Source organism: Actinophytocola sp. NPDC049390 (genome assembly GCF_044466355.1).
GTDB lineage: Bacteria > Actinomycetota > Actinomycetes > Mycobacteriales > Pseudonocardiaceae > Actinophytocola.
Map to the genome: position 1 here is coordinate 964,990 of NZ_JBITMQ010000002.1, position 14,373 is coordinate 979,362.

The 14,373-nt window shown below is 66.8% G+C and carries 16 protein-coding genes and 3 pseudogenes; 10 read left to right on the forward strand and 9 right to left on the reverse strand.

Features of this window, described 5'->3' with window-relative positions:
• Position 1: 1 nt before the first annotated feature.
• Together ACIBVP_RS10830 and ACIBVP_RS10835 are read right to left on the reverse strand one after the other, a co-directional pair.
• Entirely contained in the window at positions 2 to 934 is a 933-nt protein-coding gene (locus tag ACIBVP_RS10830) for an APC family permease (RefSeq protein WP_396105832.1), read from the reverse strand.
• Positions 846 to 1,610 carry an APC family permease gene (locus tag ACIBVP_RS10835; protein WP_396105833.1) on the reverse strand — a complete coding sequence of 255 codons (765 nt, stop codon included), beginning with the start codon at positions 1,608 to 1,610 and terminating at the stop codon, positions 846 to 848. Before ACIBVP_RS10835 ends, ACIBVP_RS10830 begins: the two co-directional genes overlap by 89 nt.
• 385 nt (positions 1,611 to 1,995) lie before the next feature.
• On the opposite strand from ACIBVP_RS10835, the gene ACIBVP_RS10840 reads away from it, so the two are divergent.
• The 3 genes from ACIBVP_RS10840 (at position 1,996) to ACIBVP_RS10850 (ending at position 4,005) form a co-directional block, all read left to right on the forward strand.
• The gene (locus ACIBVP_RS10840) at positions 1,996 to 2,499 is read left to right on the forward strand and encodes a DUF2231 domain-containing protein (RefSeq protein ID WP_396105834.1); all 504 of its coding nucleotides are present in this window, start codon (positions 1,996 to 1,998) and stop codon (positions 2,497 to 2,499) included.
• A 331-nt stretch (positions 2,500 to 2,830) separates the two neighbouring features.
• Complete coding sequence (locus tag ACIBVP_RS10845) at positions 2,831 to 3,244, forward strand: PRC-barrel domain-containing protein (protein WP_396105868.1); 414 nt, start codon at positions 2,831 to 2,833, stop codon at positions 3,242 to 3,244.
• Positions 3,245 to 3,354: 110 nt separating this feature from the next.
• A complete protein-coding gene (locus ACIBVP_RS10850) occupies positions 3,355 to 4,005 on the forward strand; it encodes an ANTAR domain-containing protein (protein ID WP_396105869.1) in 651 nt (216 codons plus the stop codon).
• Between the two features lie 25 nt (positions 4,006 to 4,030).
• Here ACIBVP_RS10850 and ACIBVP_RS10855 read toward each other — a convergent pair whose 3' ends face one another.
• From ACIBVP_RS10855 to ACIBVP_RS10865, 3 genes are all read right to left on the reverse strand, one after another.
• Positions 4,031 to 4,504 carry a MarR family winged helix-turn-helix transcriptional regulator gene (locus tag ACIBVP_RS10855; RefSeq protein ID WP_396105835.1) on the reverse strand — a complete coding sequence of 158 codons (474 nt, stop codon included), beginning with the start codon at positions 4,502 to 4,504 and terminating at the stop codon, positions 4,031 to 4,033.
• Between the two features lie 67 nt (positions 4,505 to 4,571).
• A complete protein-coding gene (locus ACIBVP_RS10860) occupies positions 4,572 to 5,054 on the reverse strand; it encodes a hypothetical protein (protein ID WP_396105836.1) in 483 nt (160 codons plus the stop codon).
• A complete protein-coding gene (locus ACIBVP_RS10865; protein WP_396105837.1) occupies positions 5,051 to 7,492 on the reverse strand; it encodes a molybdopterin oxidoreductase family protein in 2,442 nt (813 codons plus the stop codon). The genes ACIBVP_RS10860 and ACIBVP_RS10865 overlap by 4 nt, the downstream gene beginning before the upstream one ends.
• A 162-nt stretch (positions 7,493 to 7,654) precedes the next feature.
• Here ACIBVP_RS10865 and ACIBVP_RS10870 point away from each other — a divergent pair.
• Positions 7,655 to 8,221 (forward strand): annotated as a pseudogene (locus ACIBVP_RS10870) (TerC family protein); the annotation flags it as partial.
• 223 nt (positions 8,222 to 8,444) lie between these two features.
• On the opposite strand, the gene ACIBVP_RS10875 reads toward ACIBVP_RS10870, so the two are convergent.
• Complete coding sequence (locus ACIBVP_RS10875; protein WP_396105838.1) at positions 8,445 to 9,191, reverse strand: TIGR02391 family protein; 747 nt, start codon at positions 9,189 to 9,191, stop codon at positions 8,445 to 8,447.
• A 341-nt stretch (positions 9,192 to 9,532) separates the two neighbouring features.
• Between ACIBVP_RS10875 and ACIBVP_RS10880 the strand changes: the two genes are divergently transcribed.
• Entirely contained in the window at positions 9,533 to 9,988 is a 456-nt protein-coding gene (locus ACIBVP_RS10880; RefSeq protein ID WP_396105839.1) for a DUF488 family protein, read from the forward strand.
• On the opposite strand, the gene ACIBVP_RS10885 is transcribed toward ACIBVP_RS10880, so the two are convergent.
• On the reverse strand, positions 9,985 to 10,815 hold the full coding sequence (locus tag ACIBVP_RS10885) for a hypothetical protein (RefSeq protein WP_396105840.1): 831 nt from the start codon (positions 10,813 to 10,815) through the stop codon (positions 9,985 to 9,987). The genes ACIBVP_RS10880 and ACIBVP_RS10885 overlap by 4 nt on opposite strands.
• 242 nt (positions 10,816 to 11,057) lie before the next feature.
• Here ACIBVP_RS10885 and ACIBVP_RS10890 point away from each other — a divergent pair, with 242 nt between their 5' ends.
• Positions 11,058 to 11,210 carry a hypothetical protein gene (locus ACIBVP_RS10890; protein WP_396105841.1) on the forward strand — a complete coding sequence of 51 codons (153 nt, stop codon included), beginning with the start codon at positions 11,058 to 11,060 and terminating at the stop codon, positions 11,208 to 11,210.
• A 511-nt stretch (positions 11,211 to 11,721) separates the two neighbouring features.
• Here ACIBVP_RS10890 and ACIBVP_RS10895 read toward each other — a convergent pair.
• Both ACIBVP_RS10895 and ACIBVP_RS10900 read right to left on the reverse strand, forming a co-directional pair.
• A complete protein-coding gene (locus ACIBVP_RS10895; protein WP_396105870.1) occupies positions 11,722 to 12,051 on the reverse strand; it encodes a hypothetical protein in 330 nt (109 codons plus the stop codon).
• Between the two features lie 52 nt (positions 12,052 to 12,103).
• Positions 12,104 to 12,268, reverse strand: a pseudogene (locus ACIBVP_RS10900) (relaxase domain-containing protein); the annotation flags it as partial.
• 526 nt (positions 12,269 to 12,794) lie between these two features.
• Here ACIBVP_RS10900 and ACIBVP_RS10905 point away from each other — a divergent pair.
• The 4 genes and pseudogenes from ACIBVP_RS10905 to ACIBVP_RS10920 all read left to right on the forward strand — a co-directional run bounded on the left by ACIBVP_RS10905 (position 12,795) and on the right by ACIBVP_RS10920 (position 14,053).
• Positions 12,795 to 13,004: a hypothetical protein gene (locus ACIBVP_RS10905; protein ID WP_396105842.1), complete on the forward strand. Its 210-nt coding sequence runs from the start codon at positions 12,795 to 12,797 to the stop codon at positions 13,002 to 13,004.
• A pseudogene (locus tag ACIBVP_RS10910) lies at positions 12,998 to 13,045 on the forward strand (hypothetical protein); the annotation flags it as partial. The gene ACIBVP_RS10905 and the pseudogene ACIBVP_RS10910, both read left to right, overlap by 7 nt.
• A gap of 59 nt (positions 13,046 to 13,104) precedes the next feature.
• Entirely contained in the window at positions 13,105 to 13,317 is a 213-nt protein-coding gene (locus ACIBVP_RS10915; protein ID WP_396105871.1) for a hypothetical protein, read from the forward strand.
• A 130-nt stretch (positions 13,318 to 13,447) separates the two neighbouring features.
• Positions 13,448 to 14,053 carry a hypothetical protein gene (locus tag ACIBVP_RS10920; protein WP_396105843.1) on the forward strand — a complete coding sequence of 202 codons (606 nt, stop codon included), beginning with the start codon at positions 13,448 to 13,450 and terminating at the stop codon, positions 14,051 to 14,053.
• Positions 14,054 to 14,373 lie beyond the last annotated feature (320 nt).

Genomic DNA, 14,373 nt, shown 5'->3' on the forward strand with positions numbered 1-14,373 from the left:
CTCACACCGTGTCCGGTTCGTCAGCGGGCGTCTGGCTGACATACGCGGCGGCACGGTGCGCGGGCAGGCGAACGGCCAGAGCGTACACGTACACCGCGGCACTGAAAACAGCCAGGACGGGCAACCCCCACGCCAGTGAGACCGGACCGTCGCCGCCGTCGAGGAGAAGGCCGGGGTCGGCGGGCGTGCCGGGATCGACGTCGCCGAGGTAGCTGATCACCGCGAGGCCCAGCACCCAGATCGGGAACCACGACCCGGCCCGGAAATCGAGCTGCGGCAACCGGTCTGAGTTCATGCCGTGGTAGATCGCGAAAACCACGTACCCGGCGATCAGTGCGATGAACATCTTCTCGTTGATCGCCCAGCCCGCCCAGAACACCAGCAACCCGGAGGCCAGAAAAGCCAGATACGGCAGCACGTCGCCACCGGGAACGCGGAACGGCCGGGCCTGATCGGGCAGCTGCCTGCGCATCGCGGCGACCACGAGCGGGCCCGCACCGAACGACACCGCGAAGGCGGAGGTGATGAACCCGATGAACTGCTGCCAGCCGGGGAAGGGCAGGAAGAAGAAGCAGCCCACCACGAACATCACCACCACCGAGACCCACGGGATACCACGCCGGTTCAGCTTCGTGAGGGTCTGCGGCGCGTTGCCGTTTCGGGCGTTCGCGTAGGCGAGGCGGGTGGTGACGCCGGCGTAGATCAGGCCGGTGTCCGCCGGGGAGATCACCGCGTCCACGCGCAGCAGGATCGCCAGCCACACCGCGCCCAGCACCAGCGACAGACCGGCGAGCGGGCCGGCGGCGTCCTCGAAGGTCAGCCCGGCCCACCCGTTCTCGAGCAGGTCACCCGGCACCGCGGTGATGAACGCGACCTGCAGCAGCACATAGATGACCGCGGTGATCAGAATCGACCCGATGATCGCGAACGGCACGTTGCGTTGCGGGTTGTCCCGTCTCGCCGGCGAACTCGATGCCGTTGCGGAACCCGAGGTAGGCGAACGCCACACCGGCAGCGGGGATGGCCGCGAACACCGCACCGAAGCCGGACGGGGCGAAACCACCGAACTCGGCCAGGTTCCCCGGGCGGAACGCCAGCACCGCGAACGCCACGACCACCAGCGCGATCACGCCGATCTTCCACCACACGAGCACGTTGTTCATCCGCGCGAACAGCTTGACGCCCATCAGGTTCACCAGGCTGTAGACGAACATCAACGCGATCGCCACCGCCAGCCCCGGACCAGTGAGGACGAACACGCCATCCCGCGAGTCCATCAGCCACGGCAGATACGGGTCGGCGTACTGCGTGGTGGCCAGCACCTCGATCGGTGTGACCGCGGCAGCGGCGAGCCAGCTCGTCCAACCGGCGCTGAAACTCGCGAACGACCCGAACGCATAGTGCGGGAACCGGATGATGCCACCGGACACCGGAAACATCACGCCCAGCTCGGCGTAGACCAGTCCGATGATCATGACCATGATCCCGCCGATGACCCACGACAGGATCGCCGCAGGACCAGCGATCTGCGACGCGTACAACGCACCGAACAACCAGCCGGAACCGATGATGGCCCCGACACCGGTGAACAGCAGGCTGAGCCTGCTCACGTCCCTCCGCAGCCCGGTATCCAACCGGACATCCACTCGACGAGGAGGTTCGTTCGCGGTTCGGACGTCGCTCGTCATGTCACCAGCTCCCACATCTCGGCGTGTCGCCAGCCTGCGCGACACGTGTTGAGGTGACCCGACAGCTTGTTTGCCGTTCGATGACACTCGACTGTCCCGACCGCGGTGACCGGCCCCAACGCGGAGCCGAACCAGCGGCCATGACCCGAAACTCGCACGGTTCGCTCCCCCGGCTTACGCTTGAAACGGTCGGGCATGGCCGACGTCGATCCACGGTGTGATGCACGACGGCCTATCGGCCACGCCTCCCTACTTCTTCACCGCACCCGAGTGAGGTGCGATATCGGTGAGTTGAGGAGCGATCATCATGCGCAGTAGAGCCCGCTTCGCCGGCCACGCGATACATCCCGTGCTCATCGTCTTCCCCCTTGGGCTGTTGGTCACCGCCCTCGTCTTCGACATCCTTTTCCTCATCACGGAGTCCCGGAGCTTCGCGGTCAGCGCCGCATACACCACCGCCGCCGGTGTCCTCGGCGGACTGGCCGCGATCCTGTTCGGATGGATCGACTGGTTCGCTGTGCCCAAGCACACCCGCGCGAAGAAAGTCGGCCTCGTACACGGGCTCGTGAACGTGCTGATGGTGGCGCTGTTCGCGGTGAGCTGGCTAGTCCGGCTCGACCGCACGACGTGGGACCCGACGTCGTTGTCCATCACACTCGCGACAGCGGCGATCATCCTCGCCCTGATAGGCGGCTGGCTCGGCGGCGAGCTCGTGGAGCGACTGAGCTTGAGCGTCGACGAAGAAGCGAATGTCGACGCCTCCAGCTCGTTGAAACGCGTCGTGACCAAGCCCGCCAACGACACCAGATAAACCATCGCCGCGGGCAGGGCAAAGCCTGAGCCGCGGATCCGCCTTGCGTCTCGGTCGAACGCGTCGGCGAACCGTCTCGCCTCGTCCACCGACGAGTACCGCTTGCCCCCGCCGAACGCGCATCCGCGTCGGCAACTCCACGTCACGACGGGCCTGTCAGCGCAGCGCACTCGCCTTCATAAAATGTGCAGCGCTCCGGCCTCTTCACAGCGCCATGGCCGCCGCGGCCGAACGCCTCCACTTTGCATTCTCGTGACGGCCCGCTCCCCTCGGTTCCTCACAGCCAACGACGGGGTAGCCGAGGTTCACGAACTCGAAGGGAGCGCACGTGATGAATGGGACGGCCCCCCTCGTTCGGCTCGGTGACACCGAACTCACCCTTGCCGAACGCGATGAAGACGTCCGTGGCCGCGACGTACTGGACCCCCACGATGACAAGGTCGGCGAGGTCGACGACCTGATCATCGACCACGTCGAACGCCGCGTCCGGTTCCTCGATGTCGGCGCTGGTGGGTTCCTCGGGCTGGGCAAAGACAAGGTTCTGATCCCGGTGGACGCGGTGACCAGCGTCGCGGACACCGTCCACGTCGACACAGAGCGCGAGCACGTGGCCGGTAGTCCGGCCTACGATCCCGATCTCGTCCTGGATCGGACGTCGACCGCCAGCTTCTACGATTACTACGGCTACGTGCCCTACTGGCACATGGGCTACATGAACCCCGGTTTTCCGTATCGAGCACCGTGACGTGTCCGTGATGTGCCCGCGGGAAGCGAGCCCGCCTCCTGCACAACGCGTACGCGATCGGCGAAGCCCTAGCGAACCGCGTACGACAGTGCCATCCTGACTGCGTGCGCATGCGCGAACCATCGACCGGCGATCAGCCCGGTTCCGACGACATGCCGAGGCTCTCCTGGTCTCGGCACGGCGCTGTGCACATCCTCCAGGTCCACGGTGACATCACCGCGGCGTCCGCGGTCGATGTCCACGACGCGCTGCTGACCTTCGACCCTCCGCCAGGAGCCATGGCACTGGTGGTCGACCTCAGCACGGTCGACACCCTGGCGGTTGCCGGGGTCGACGCGATGCGAACCGACAACGCGAGCTTGTCGCTCCATCTCGTCGCGACCGGGTCCGTGCTGCGCTCGCTGCTGCTGGCTGGTCTGTCGGAGACCACAGCCGTGCACGAGTCGCTTGATGCCGCCGTCGAAGGCATCGAAGGCATCGACGAGGCGACGCTGCTGCGCGAGCAGCTTCACCAACGCGAGCAGCAGATCGCCAGCCAGCCGGTGATCGAGCAAGCCAAAGGCATGCTCATGCAGGACTTCAAACTGGACGAAGCGGAGGCGTTCGACCTCCTGACCACCCTGTCACAAGACACCAACTCCAAGGTGCGGGACGTGGCCGCGAAGGTCGTGGACGAACTCACCGGAACAGCATCAGCGGAGACCGCGCACGCCACCCTGGACACCCTCCGGGAGCTGCGCGACCACCTCCGCCAGGGCTGACCACGTCAGCGGACGGAATCGGCGCTCACACCTTCGACTGCTCGACGACAGTGGACGGCGGCACGGTCGCGGCTGCGGCGACGAAGTGCTCGAAAGCGGCCGCGACGGCAGTCCTGGTCCCCTCGTCCAGTCGCCGCATGATGCTCGACAGGATCTGCCGTCGGTCCGTGTCGACCTGCTCGACGATGCGGCGGCCCTCGGCGGTGGGGGCCAGCAGCGTCTCCCGCTTGTTGAGCGGGTTCCTCGCGCGCTGCAGCAGGCCGAGCGCGACCAGCTTCTCACCCGCCCTGGTGACGGTGGACGGGTTGATGGCGAGTTCGTGAGCGACCGCGCTCATCGTGACCGGGGTCCTCTCCGCCACCGTCCGCAGGGTGCGGAACTGCGTCAGTGTGAGCTGCTCCACCACTGACTCGACTGTCGAGTCGGCGATCGCGACCATGGCGCGCAGTACCGCGAGCGCTTCGTCCGTCCCGTCGTTCGCTGCCATCGGTTGCGTCACGCAACTATGGTAAGTCGCTGTTTCGGCGTCGCGGCGCAGGTCAGCCATCGGCATGAACGACTCCTCGTCAGCTGGCGAGGATCTGCGGAGAGTGGACCTTGAGCATGGCGTTTGTCCAGGTGAGCTGACGCAGACTCTGGGGGTGGCACTTCTGAGCCAGCTCGAGCAGCTCGGTGTCCTTGACAGCCTGCGCACCCTGGGCGACGAGTTCCCAGTCGACCGACAAACCTGCCACCTTGCGGTGGAGTCGCCGCAGGTCGGCCAGCAACAGCAGGCCCGGCGGGGCGAGCCGTCCGGTCACGTCGCTGAGCTTCGCGCGAAGCGGCGCGAGCGGACCTGAGGTGTGCGGGACGTCGTCGTCGAGCGACAACCCGTATTTCTCTCCGGCCTGGGCAAGGAGGCGGACGTGCTCGCGGGACCACTGGGCGATGTCGCGGGCGACGTGGTGGATCTCGTGTTCGGCGTGGTGCCGGTCGGCGACCTTGAGCAGGTCGCGGGCCAGGGATTTCTCCGCGCGGTGCAGTTCGCGCACGGCGAGGCCGACCTTCATGTGTTCGCTCCCGTCACGTGTTCGACAGCGTTGGCCTGTGGGCCGCCCGTGGTGGCCGGTACTCCGGGGGTCACCGGAGCGGACGCGGCCGTCGTGGGGGCGGGTGCCGGGCCCTGGGCGGCGGCCACGCGATGGATGGCCGCCGCCGCGGTCTTGAACAGGGGCTGCTTGGACACCGGATCCCAGTCGGTGATGGTCAGCTCGTTGGCGGCACGGTCCTTCTTCGCGCCGGCGGCGTCCCAGTAGCCGTAGTGGAACGGCAAGAACAGCACCCCGTCGCGGATGTCGCTGATCCGGACGCGGGCGCGGACAGTGCCGCGCGGAGTGGTGAGCTCGGCGACATCACCCTCGCCGATGCCCTTGGCGGAGGCGTCGGCCGGGGACATCTCGACCCACACGTCGGGTGCGGCGTCGCGGAGCTGGGGCGCGCGGCCGGTCTTGGTGCGGGTGTGGAGGTGGTAGATGGTGCGGCCGGTGATCAGTGCGAACGGGAACTCGTCGCCCGGCGGTTCGTGCGGTGGCACGTACTCGGCTGCTCTGATGAGGGCCTTGCCGTCGGGATTCTTCGCGCGGTACTCGGTGGGTTCGGCCGGTGCGCCGGTCACCAGGTCGCGGCCGTAGCTCTCGCAGTAGTCCGGGTCGGCGAAGAACTTCCCGTCGGTGTAGAGGCGTTCGGTCCCGTCCGGGTTCTCCTCGTTGCACGGCCACTGGATGCCACCGCGTGCCCGGAGCAGGTCGTAGCTCAACCCCGTGTAGTCACAGGGGCGACCTGCCGAGGCCCGCTTCCACGCCTCGAACGCCGACTCGGCGTCGTGCCAGGCGGGGAACGGTGCGCCGTCCTTGTCCCGGAAGTCCATGCGCCGGGCGTAGTCGAGGAAGATGTCCAGGTCGGCCCATGCGTCACCGGGCGGGTCGACGGCCTTCTCGGACAGGTGGACGGTGCGGTCGGTGTTGGTGAACGTGCCGATCTTCTCGCCCCACATCGCCGCCGGCAGCACGACGTCGGCGAGCGCGGCGGTCTCGGTGAGGAACGCGTCCTGCACCACGAGGAACAGGCGGTCCTGCTCGAGGATCGACCGCACGCGCGACAGTTCGGGCAACGACACCGCGGGGTTGGTGGCCGAGACCCACAGGAAGCGCATGGTGCCGTTCTCGGCGTACCGCAGCATCTGCATGAGGTGGGTCGGCGACGAGTAGTGCGGGATCTGGTTGACCTCGAGGTTCCACAGCTCGGCCAGTTCCGCGACGTGCGCGTCGTTCGCCCAGTTGCGGAAACCGGTCAGGTCGCCGTCGGCACCGCACTCTCGGGTGTTCTCCGCGGTGGGCTGGCCGTTCATCTGCAGGACTCCGCAGCCCGGTTTGCCGAGCATGCCGCGGACGAGCACGACGTTGTTCACCTGCACGGCAGCCGCGGACGCCTGATGGGACTGGTAGAAGCCCTGCAGCACGGTGCACAGGAGGCGCTCCGCGCCCCCGAGCAGCGCGGCGGCGTCACGGATCTGCGCCGCCGGGACACCGCAGATGGCCGCGACGCGGTCGGGTGGGTAGTCGGCGACCATCTGCTCGAGGTCGCTGAACCCGACCGTGCAGCGCTCGACGAACGCGTGGTCGACCCAGCCGCCCGCGAGGATCTCGTGCAGCAGGCCGTTCATCAGGGCGAGGTTGGTCCCCGGAAGCGGCGCCAGGTGGATCGTGGCGGCCTTCGCGACCTCGGTCGTCCTCGGGTCGACGCACAGGAGGCGTGGTGGGTTGGGTCCGGCGAGCCGGTCGAGCATGCGTGCCCAGAGCACGGACTGGGTCTCAGCGGCGTTGTGCCCGAACAAGGCGATCACGTCGGCGTGGTCGACGTCGGTGTAGGAGGCGGGCTGACCGTCGCAGGCGAACGACTCCTTGAGCGCGGCCGCGGCGGTCGCGGTGCACAGGCGGGTGTTGCCGTCGAGGTGGTTGGTGCCGATCGCACCGTGGGCGATCGCGGCGAGCGTGTAGTACTCCTCGGCGAACAGCTGGCCGCTGGTGTAGAACCCGAGAGCGCTGGGCCCCTGCTCGGACAGCAGCGCCTTGCTGTGGTCGACGATCCGGGACATGGCCTCGTCCCACGACGCGGGCTCGAGAACACCGCCCCGGCGGACGAGCGGTGTGGTCAGCCGATCCGGCGCGTGGTTGGCCTGCCAGCCGAACAGGTCCTTGGTGTCCAGTCTGCCGTGGTTCACGCGATCCTCGGCGCGACCCCGGACCCCGACGATCCGGCCGTCCTTGACCGCGATCTCCATGCCGTCGCCGTTGGAGTGCAGCACGGCCGCGGTCGGCACCCACCTGTCGACGTCATCGTCGGTCAGTCCCTCGGCCAGACGTGAGTCGACCCGCACCGGCCACTGCTCGCCCGGTCCATACGGGGTCCGCGTACCCCACGGGTCGGATATCGCGTCCCTCTCCGCCATGAGCCCTCCTCACTCGCTCTACATGAGAGCTGATACTTGCTGCGAGGGGAGTACTTCCGTAGGGCTCTCCCGGTCAGTACGGGCATCCCGATCGATGCCTCCGGGAAGCCGCCCCCGTGGGTGAAGGAGACCTCGAACACGTCGCTGTTCGAGGAGGTCCTGATGCCCGGCTCGTCTGTTGCGCTGTCCGCGTCCGTGGAGTCCGTCGGCTCGCCCGGCTTGTGGGTGGTGAGCATCGCGGTCTTGGCGGGACTGCTGGTCGCCGACTTCGTGGTGACGCGCCGCCCGCATGAGGTGTCGATGCGGGAGGCTGTGGGCTGGTCGGCGTTCTACCTGACCCTGCCCGTGCTCTTCGGGTTCTGGTTGTGGGCGGCTTTCGGTGGTGGCCAGGCTCTGGAGTTCCTCACTGGCTTCGTGGTGGAGAAGTCCCTGTCGGTGGACAACCTGTTCGTCTTCATGCTGCTGCTCACCGCGTTCGCGGTGCCGCCCGCGGTGCAGCAACGGGTGCTACTCTACGGCATCGTCGGCGCCCTGGTGCTGCGCGGCGTGTTCATCGCGGCCGGCGCCGCGCTGTTGGCTGCCGGTACGTGGGCATTCCTCGTGTTCGGGCTGATCCTGTTCGCGTCCGCACTGAAGATCCTGCACCAGGCAGTGACCGGAGCCGAGGCTGTACAGGACACGTCACGGATGCGGTCGGTGCGTCTGTTGCGCAGGCTGATGCCCGTCACCGTCGGCGTCGTGCGCGACGGCGAACGCCTCTGGGGCACGCGAGCGGCCCGGCTGACCCTCGCCGCAGGCAACCACGTCGTGTCCCTGCGCGCCGCGAACAGCGAACAGTCCAGCAACCCGACCGACATGGCATAGACAGCGTGGCGCCCACAACCGTCGCGACGCCAAACCTGTCGAGCCCAGACCCCGTCCGCTATGTGCCACGAGGTCGCAAGGTGACGCGTCAGCTGTGTACCACGACCTCACACTCGTCGATAGCCCTGGCGAGAATGCTCAAGGCCGCGAGGTACTCAAGTGCCTCTTGCTCGTTCCAATCCGGTCCGGCGTCGTGCGCAGCCGGGTTGCGGATACCTGCGAAGCAGCCCTCCGCGAACGGCCGGAGCGATCGTTGCCGACTCTGGATCGTCAGGTCCTGATGGTCACCAGGCAGCTTGAGGACCTTCTGTCCTGGCTGTGGGTTGTTCCGAAACACCCTGTTCATGAGGTCGTTGTCCGAGATGCTTCGATCGCCGACCTTGGTCTGCGTGTGGGCGTTGATCGCCGTGGCAGCGGCATTCACTGCCATCCTGAAATGCTTGCTCTCCCACAAAGTGCGTGCGGCGTCCCACACCCAAGGGTGAAACTGGTTGGCTGGCAGCGTAGGACCATCTGGGGCGAGGTTCTCCTCCCACTCCTCCTGGTGCTCCAGGATTCCAAGAGCTCGTTCTACCGCCCGCTGAGCCGACCCCAGGCCCGTCGTCGCGCGATCCACGTTGAAGTCGGCCAGAGCCGGATCCAAGCGCTTGATGATCTGCTTGACCATCGCGTCCTTGCGCCGGAGTTCCGAGCTGAGTGCGAGCCGCTGTGCTCGATCCTGGCTAACCCCGTAGGCCCCACGGGTGTCCGGAACGGGCGGGGTTTGCGCTCGCCGCATCCGGTCGACGAGCTCCAGGTAGCTCTCCAACTGCTGACGCATCCACTCCCGGTTCACAGCGCCGACCCTAACCCGCCGCCGTCGCCGCGGCTGCCAAGTCTCATCCAGGTCCCTGGGGCAGCAAAAACCCTGCAGCGCGTCTCGGTCGACCTCGTCGTGATGTCTTCCGGCACGTATGGAGTGCGCGACCACGGAAGTGGATCAACCAGTCGAACTGCGCAGGTCCCGGCCTGCCGCAAGGCCCACGGCGGCATGATCGTTGGTGGTGGAGGCGGATCAGGAGCCTGTCAAGCGTCACGAAGGCGTAATCGCACGACGGAGGAGAAGTGTTAAACGTCTCGACCGATCCGCCGCTCCTGAGGTGGTGGGCTCGTAGCGGGCATGAGAGGGTTGCGCGCGTGACGACGGCCAGGCAACGAGCAGGTGTGGTCGGCGTCGGCTACGAGGGTCGGGACGTCGAGCAGTTCGTGGACGAGTTGCTCGCGGCCCGCGTGGACGTCGTGGTCGACGTCCGGCTGACACCGATCTCACGCAAGCGCGGTTTCAGCAAGAGGGCACTGGCTGAATACCTTGAAGCAGCAGGGATCCGGTACGAACATCTGCGGGCTTTGGGTAACCCGAAGGACAACCGCGCCGCGTTCTCCGGAGACTCCGACGAACTACACGCTGCTCTGGACCGGTACTCCACGCTGCTCGCAGACGCGGATGCGGCCGCCGCGTTGGACCGTGTCACCGAATTAGCGGCCAGTGAGCGGGTTGCCGTGTTGTGTTTCGAAGCGCACGACCACCGCTGCCATCGTCAGGTCGTTCTCTCCCGCGTGGACGAACAGCTGCGCACGTTCGGCGTGTACTAGCGTTTCGGGTAGTACACACCGAGTACACTGAACGTCTGCGGTCGTTTCGCTTGGTTACCAACGTAAAACGCCACCACGTCGTGGTTACTGGAGCAGACGTCGAGGAACTTCGCCTTCAACGCTGCCGCTACATCCGCAGGACCACCGGGGAGCTTGCGTTGCAGCGCGACGAACTCCCAGTCGAGGATACCTTGCCGGTGCGTCCTGCAGCTCGGATCGTGACAGCGGTATCGGTACCAACCTTTGAACTGGGGCGCTTCCAACGGTGTTCGGTCCGCGCCGAACATGTCGATCTGACCGACATAGGCGTCGATCTTCGCCTGCTCGTCGGCGGTCCAGCCCGGATGCGGCTCGATGTCGACATCAAGGACTTCCTTCGGCTGTATCAGCGCAAGCGACTTCGCTGGAGGATTGTCCCGGACAGCCTGCAACACACCGCACATCGATCCTTCGATGTAGGGCTCGACAATCGGCCGTCTCCGGGCCCACGGCCGTAGCCAATCCTCCTTCTGGAGACTGCCTACCTCCGGTCGCCAGCTCTCGACACGTGGGTCAGCACGCGCTGGGCGTACGCTGATCGAGACGATGTCGTACTTGCTGAACTGCATGCCTGCGTCCAGGTCGCGGAAGTTGATCGGATACAGGCGTACCCATCCCGGTGCGTCGAGGTCCAGCCGGATTCCCGCGACACAGACGGTCTCGCCGTACCCCGCTGAGGGGTTCGGCGCGGCCTTCACCGTGATGAGGACGCGCATCCGGACCGGTAGGTCGTGCGGTTGCTTGGCATCCGGTGCCTGTTCCGGCCCGAACAGCGACGCCTGGCTCATCCCCCACCGCCTCACGATCCTGAACTCCCCAGTGTGAGAAGTACTCACCAATAAGTCCAGATCGTCAGGCGCGGAGAGGCGGAGATCCACCCGTTCAGCGGATCTCTGGTCACCCCTGGCGGAGGATGCGGCGCACGACGTAGCGGGCGTCGCGACCAACACCACGCGGTGTCGCGAAGGCGGAGCTGCGCTGCCATTCCAGCGCCACGAACCCGAGCCCGGAGTGGACGGTTGAGATTCCCTTGAATGCCCCTGTTCGTCGGGTCGATGTAGGCCTGGCGCGGGACGCGGCCGAAACCGAGGACCGTGGCCGGTCCGAGCAGGGCCTCGCCGCCATGTTCGGCTACGGCACCGAACTCGTCGCACGCAAACGGGCACACCCCCGGCCGATGTGATCTCCTACTGGCGACGGCACCAGACGTGTCCGCGTCAGCCCGCGCTCGGCGGCAGACGCGTGCACGGCGGCGACCAGAGGGCCCAAGGAGACCTTCACGTCGACCGGGACCGCGAGTTTCGGCGACACCAGCCGCTCGCCGTTCACCGGGTGCCGTCCGGCCATCAGGCACGCGCCATGTCGTGCTGCGCCGGGGTCTGACGGCGAGGTGAGCATTTTTGAAAGGGTGCACGGGGAGTGATTTCGCGGATGCGAACCGGGGATTTAACGCGCGAAAGTATTGTCGACTGATAGAAGAATTGTCGAGTGGTTAATCGGCTGTACGTGAGCCGCGTTGCGTGGCGTGTATCGGACACCCTCCTTCAGCTCGTCGGATGACGCGTTATTCGAGACGGAGTAATGGGACGTCGTAGAGGTCAGGTTGGCGAACACGGTGCATGTGCGGGTCGCCCCGGAATACGGCAGTTGCCCAGCTACTCCGGGGACTGCCAGCCGCGCGTGCCGTTGATCAATTAGGTGAGGTCTCCGGTAGATCGGGGCTCCACCCCCACCCGCTCCTGGTCCGCATGCTCGTGCTGTTCTGCGCCTCCCCGAGATGGGTCTCCGGCGCTGGCGGTGACGGGTTCGCGGGACAGGGCGGCTTGGAGCGTGGACTCGATATCCAGGTCCTGCTCCGCAAACGTGCGTAGCCGTGTCTTGGCGGGCCGGTCGGTGAGCGTGGCCTGCTGCGCGAGCTGGAACTGCACCGACCGCGGCGGCGTCTTGCCATGCTGAGCGACGTAGTCCCCGACCAGGTCGTCGTAGATGCTCTCGACTTGCGCGCGGCACCGCGAGAACCCCACGGATCCACACCGCCGGGATGCCCTCGATTTCCCGCACCGGCCGCTTGCCCGGTGACCGCTCCACCGCAACGAACCGCACACCCAGCTGCTCAACCAGATGCTGCTCCAGCAGCGAGTTGTAACGCTCGGACATGCTCACCGCGATCCGGAACGACTGTCGGCTATCGAGCGTGCGCCACTTCCCGTCCTCCCCCAGCACGCGGTTTGCGATCGCCACATGCGTGTGCAGATGACCGCGAGCTCCGGCACCTTGCCGTCCAGCCCCCAGAGCACCGACACACTCTTCACCGGCGAGAACGTCAGCTCAAACCCCGACACCGGAAAACCGCGTCCGCCCCAGCCCATCGATGATGAACTGCCGCAATCACTCCGCATTCCGCTTCGACGACTCCGACGTCGACTGGACGACCGTGGTCCGGCTCGGGCTGGTCTCCGTCGCCGCGGTGGTATTCATCGCGTTGGTGGTCCAGCTGGTCAAATTGGTTCTCGCCGTGCGATCAGCGCTGCGTTTCCGTTCACGACTGGGTCGTCGGGGATGATCCCCGAGGAGGAAGTGGATAGCGTCGGTCGAACGTTCATCGGCGGCGGATCTCGAGGTGTTGGTGGATGGACGGAACGGCCCCGAACTCCGCCGATGCGACGTCGCGCCTGCGGGAGTTCGAAGCGACCGTGAACCGCGCGGCGATGGGCTCGTCACGCTGAACGCCGCGGGCCACATCATCGGGTGAGACGCCGGGGCCGCGATGTTGACCGGCTTCACGGCGGACGAGGTCGAGGGCTGGCGGTTGCGCAAAAGTGGGGAACGGTTCCGCGCCACCGTCATGATGGCCCCGATCCGCGGTGGCGACGGCGAGGCCCCCGGGTTCGTCACGACCACCCAGGACGTCACCGACGGCGGCAGGACGAGTCGATGTTCCGCGGGCTGCTGCACTCCGCACCCGACGCGATGGTGATCGCCGGGCCGGACGGGCGGATCGCGCTGGTGAACCAGCAGACCGAGCAGTTGTTCGGCTTCACTCGCGGGGACCTCGTCGGCAGGCGATCGAGGTGCTCGTGCCGCAGAGGTCGCACGGCAGGCACGCCCAGCACCGCGAACAGTTCTTCACCAACCCCAAGGTGCGGCCGATGGGGGTGGGCCTCCAGGCCACCAGCGGCGCGATCGACATCTCCGCCGTCCTCGGTCGGGCCCGCATCCACCGCGGCACGGTCGACATCACCGGCACACACCTCGCCTGGCGGGTCCCATTCGACACCACACATCCTTGAACGGGTCTGTGGGACCAAAGACCTCACCGGTTCCAGCCCAACGGGATCCGCATCGAGGTCGTTGTCCTTCGGACCGGAGCGTCGCCGACGCGAAGACTGGTTGTCGTAAGGAACGACGACGGAGGCGACAATGGCCCTCAAGGACCACCCCCAGCGACACAAGAACATCCCGGACCAGCACGCGACGGCCCAGACAGCCACGACCGCGACGGCCCCTTCGACGGCAGGCCCCGTCATGGCCGCCGTGCTGCGGATCGCCACCGGCCTGGTCTTCCTGTGGGCCTTCCTGGACAAGACCTTCGGCCTCGGCTACGCCACCCCGACCGAGCGCGCCTGGCTCAACGGCGGATCCCCCACCAAGGGCTTCCTCGGCGGCATTGACCACGGCCCCTTCGCAGACGCATTCCGCGGCATGGCCGGCGCCTGGTGGGCCGACTGGCTGTTCATGCTCGGCCTCGCCAGCATCGGCCTCGCCCTGTTGCTCGGCATCGGCCTGCGAATCACAGCCGTCACCGGCATCCTGATGATGCTGCTCATGTGGGCAGCCGAATGGCCCCTCGACCGCATCACCGAAACCGGTCAACCCACCATGTCGACCAACCCCATCCTCGACTACCACATCATCTACGCCCTCGTGATCATCGTTGTGGCCATCACCGCGGCGGGCAACACCTGGGGCCTCGGCAAGGCATGGGCGAACCTCGAGGTCGTCAAAAAGAACCCTTGGCTCCGCTGAACCACCCGCCCCGGTCTGCCGGCCACCACCACAATGGTGGCCGGTAGATCGCTGTCCCACCGGCCACTTGGAGTTCGGGATCGAAGTGAGGGCCGTCGTGCCACTTCCGGCGGTCACTTCCTTGACGGCCACGAAGGCCACGGGCGAGAGCGCGAACAGATTCGATCCAGGTTCGAGGGTCATGGAGCGACAAACGCTGCCTGACGTCCTGAATGTCCAGCCGCTGCCGGGACGAAGGGCGGCTTGACGCTGACCGTTCCACAAGGACTGACGGGGCCGGACCACGACGGTCCGGCCCCGCGCTGGATCACAACATGACG

Excerpts from the sequence above, each read along its gene's own strand:
- ACIBVP_RS10840 (WP_396105834.1), top strand. The coding sequence starts at position 1,996 with ATGCGCAGTAGAGCCCGCTTCGCCGGCCACGCGATACATCCCGTGCTC.
- ACIBVP_RS10845 (WP_396105868.1), top strand. The coding sequence starts at position 2,831 with ATGAATGGGACGGCCCCCCTCGTTCGGCTCGGTGACACCGAACTCACC.
- ACIBVP_RS10850 (WP_396105869.1), top strand. The coding sequence starts at position 3,355 with ATGCGCGAACCATCGACCGGCGATCAGCCCGGTTCCGACGACATGCCG.
- ACIBVP_RS10860 (WP_396105836.1), bottom strand. The coding sequence starts at position 5,054 with ATGAAGGTCGGCCTCGCCGTGCGCGAACTGCACCGCGCGGAGAAATCC.
- ACIBVP_RS10865 (WP_396105837.1), bottom strand. The coding sequence starts at position 7,492 with ATGGCGGAGAGGGACGCGATATCCGACCCGTGGGGTACGCGGACCCCG.
- ACIBVP_RS10885 (WP_396105840.1), bottom strand. The coding sequence starts at position 10,815 with ATGAGCCAGGCGTCGCTGTTCGGGCCGGAACAGGCACCGGATGCCAAG.
- ACIBVP_RS10905 (WP_396105842.1), top strand. The coding sequence starts at position 12,795 with ATGTTGACCGGCTTCACGGCGGACGAGGTCGAGGGCTGGCGGTTGCGC.
- ACIBVP_RS10920 (WP_396105843.1), top strand. The coding sequence starts at position 13,448 with ATGGCCCTCAAGGACCACCCCCAGCGACACAAGAACATCCCGGACCAG.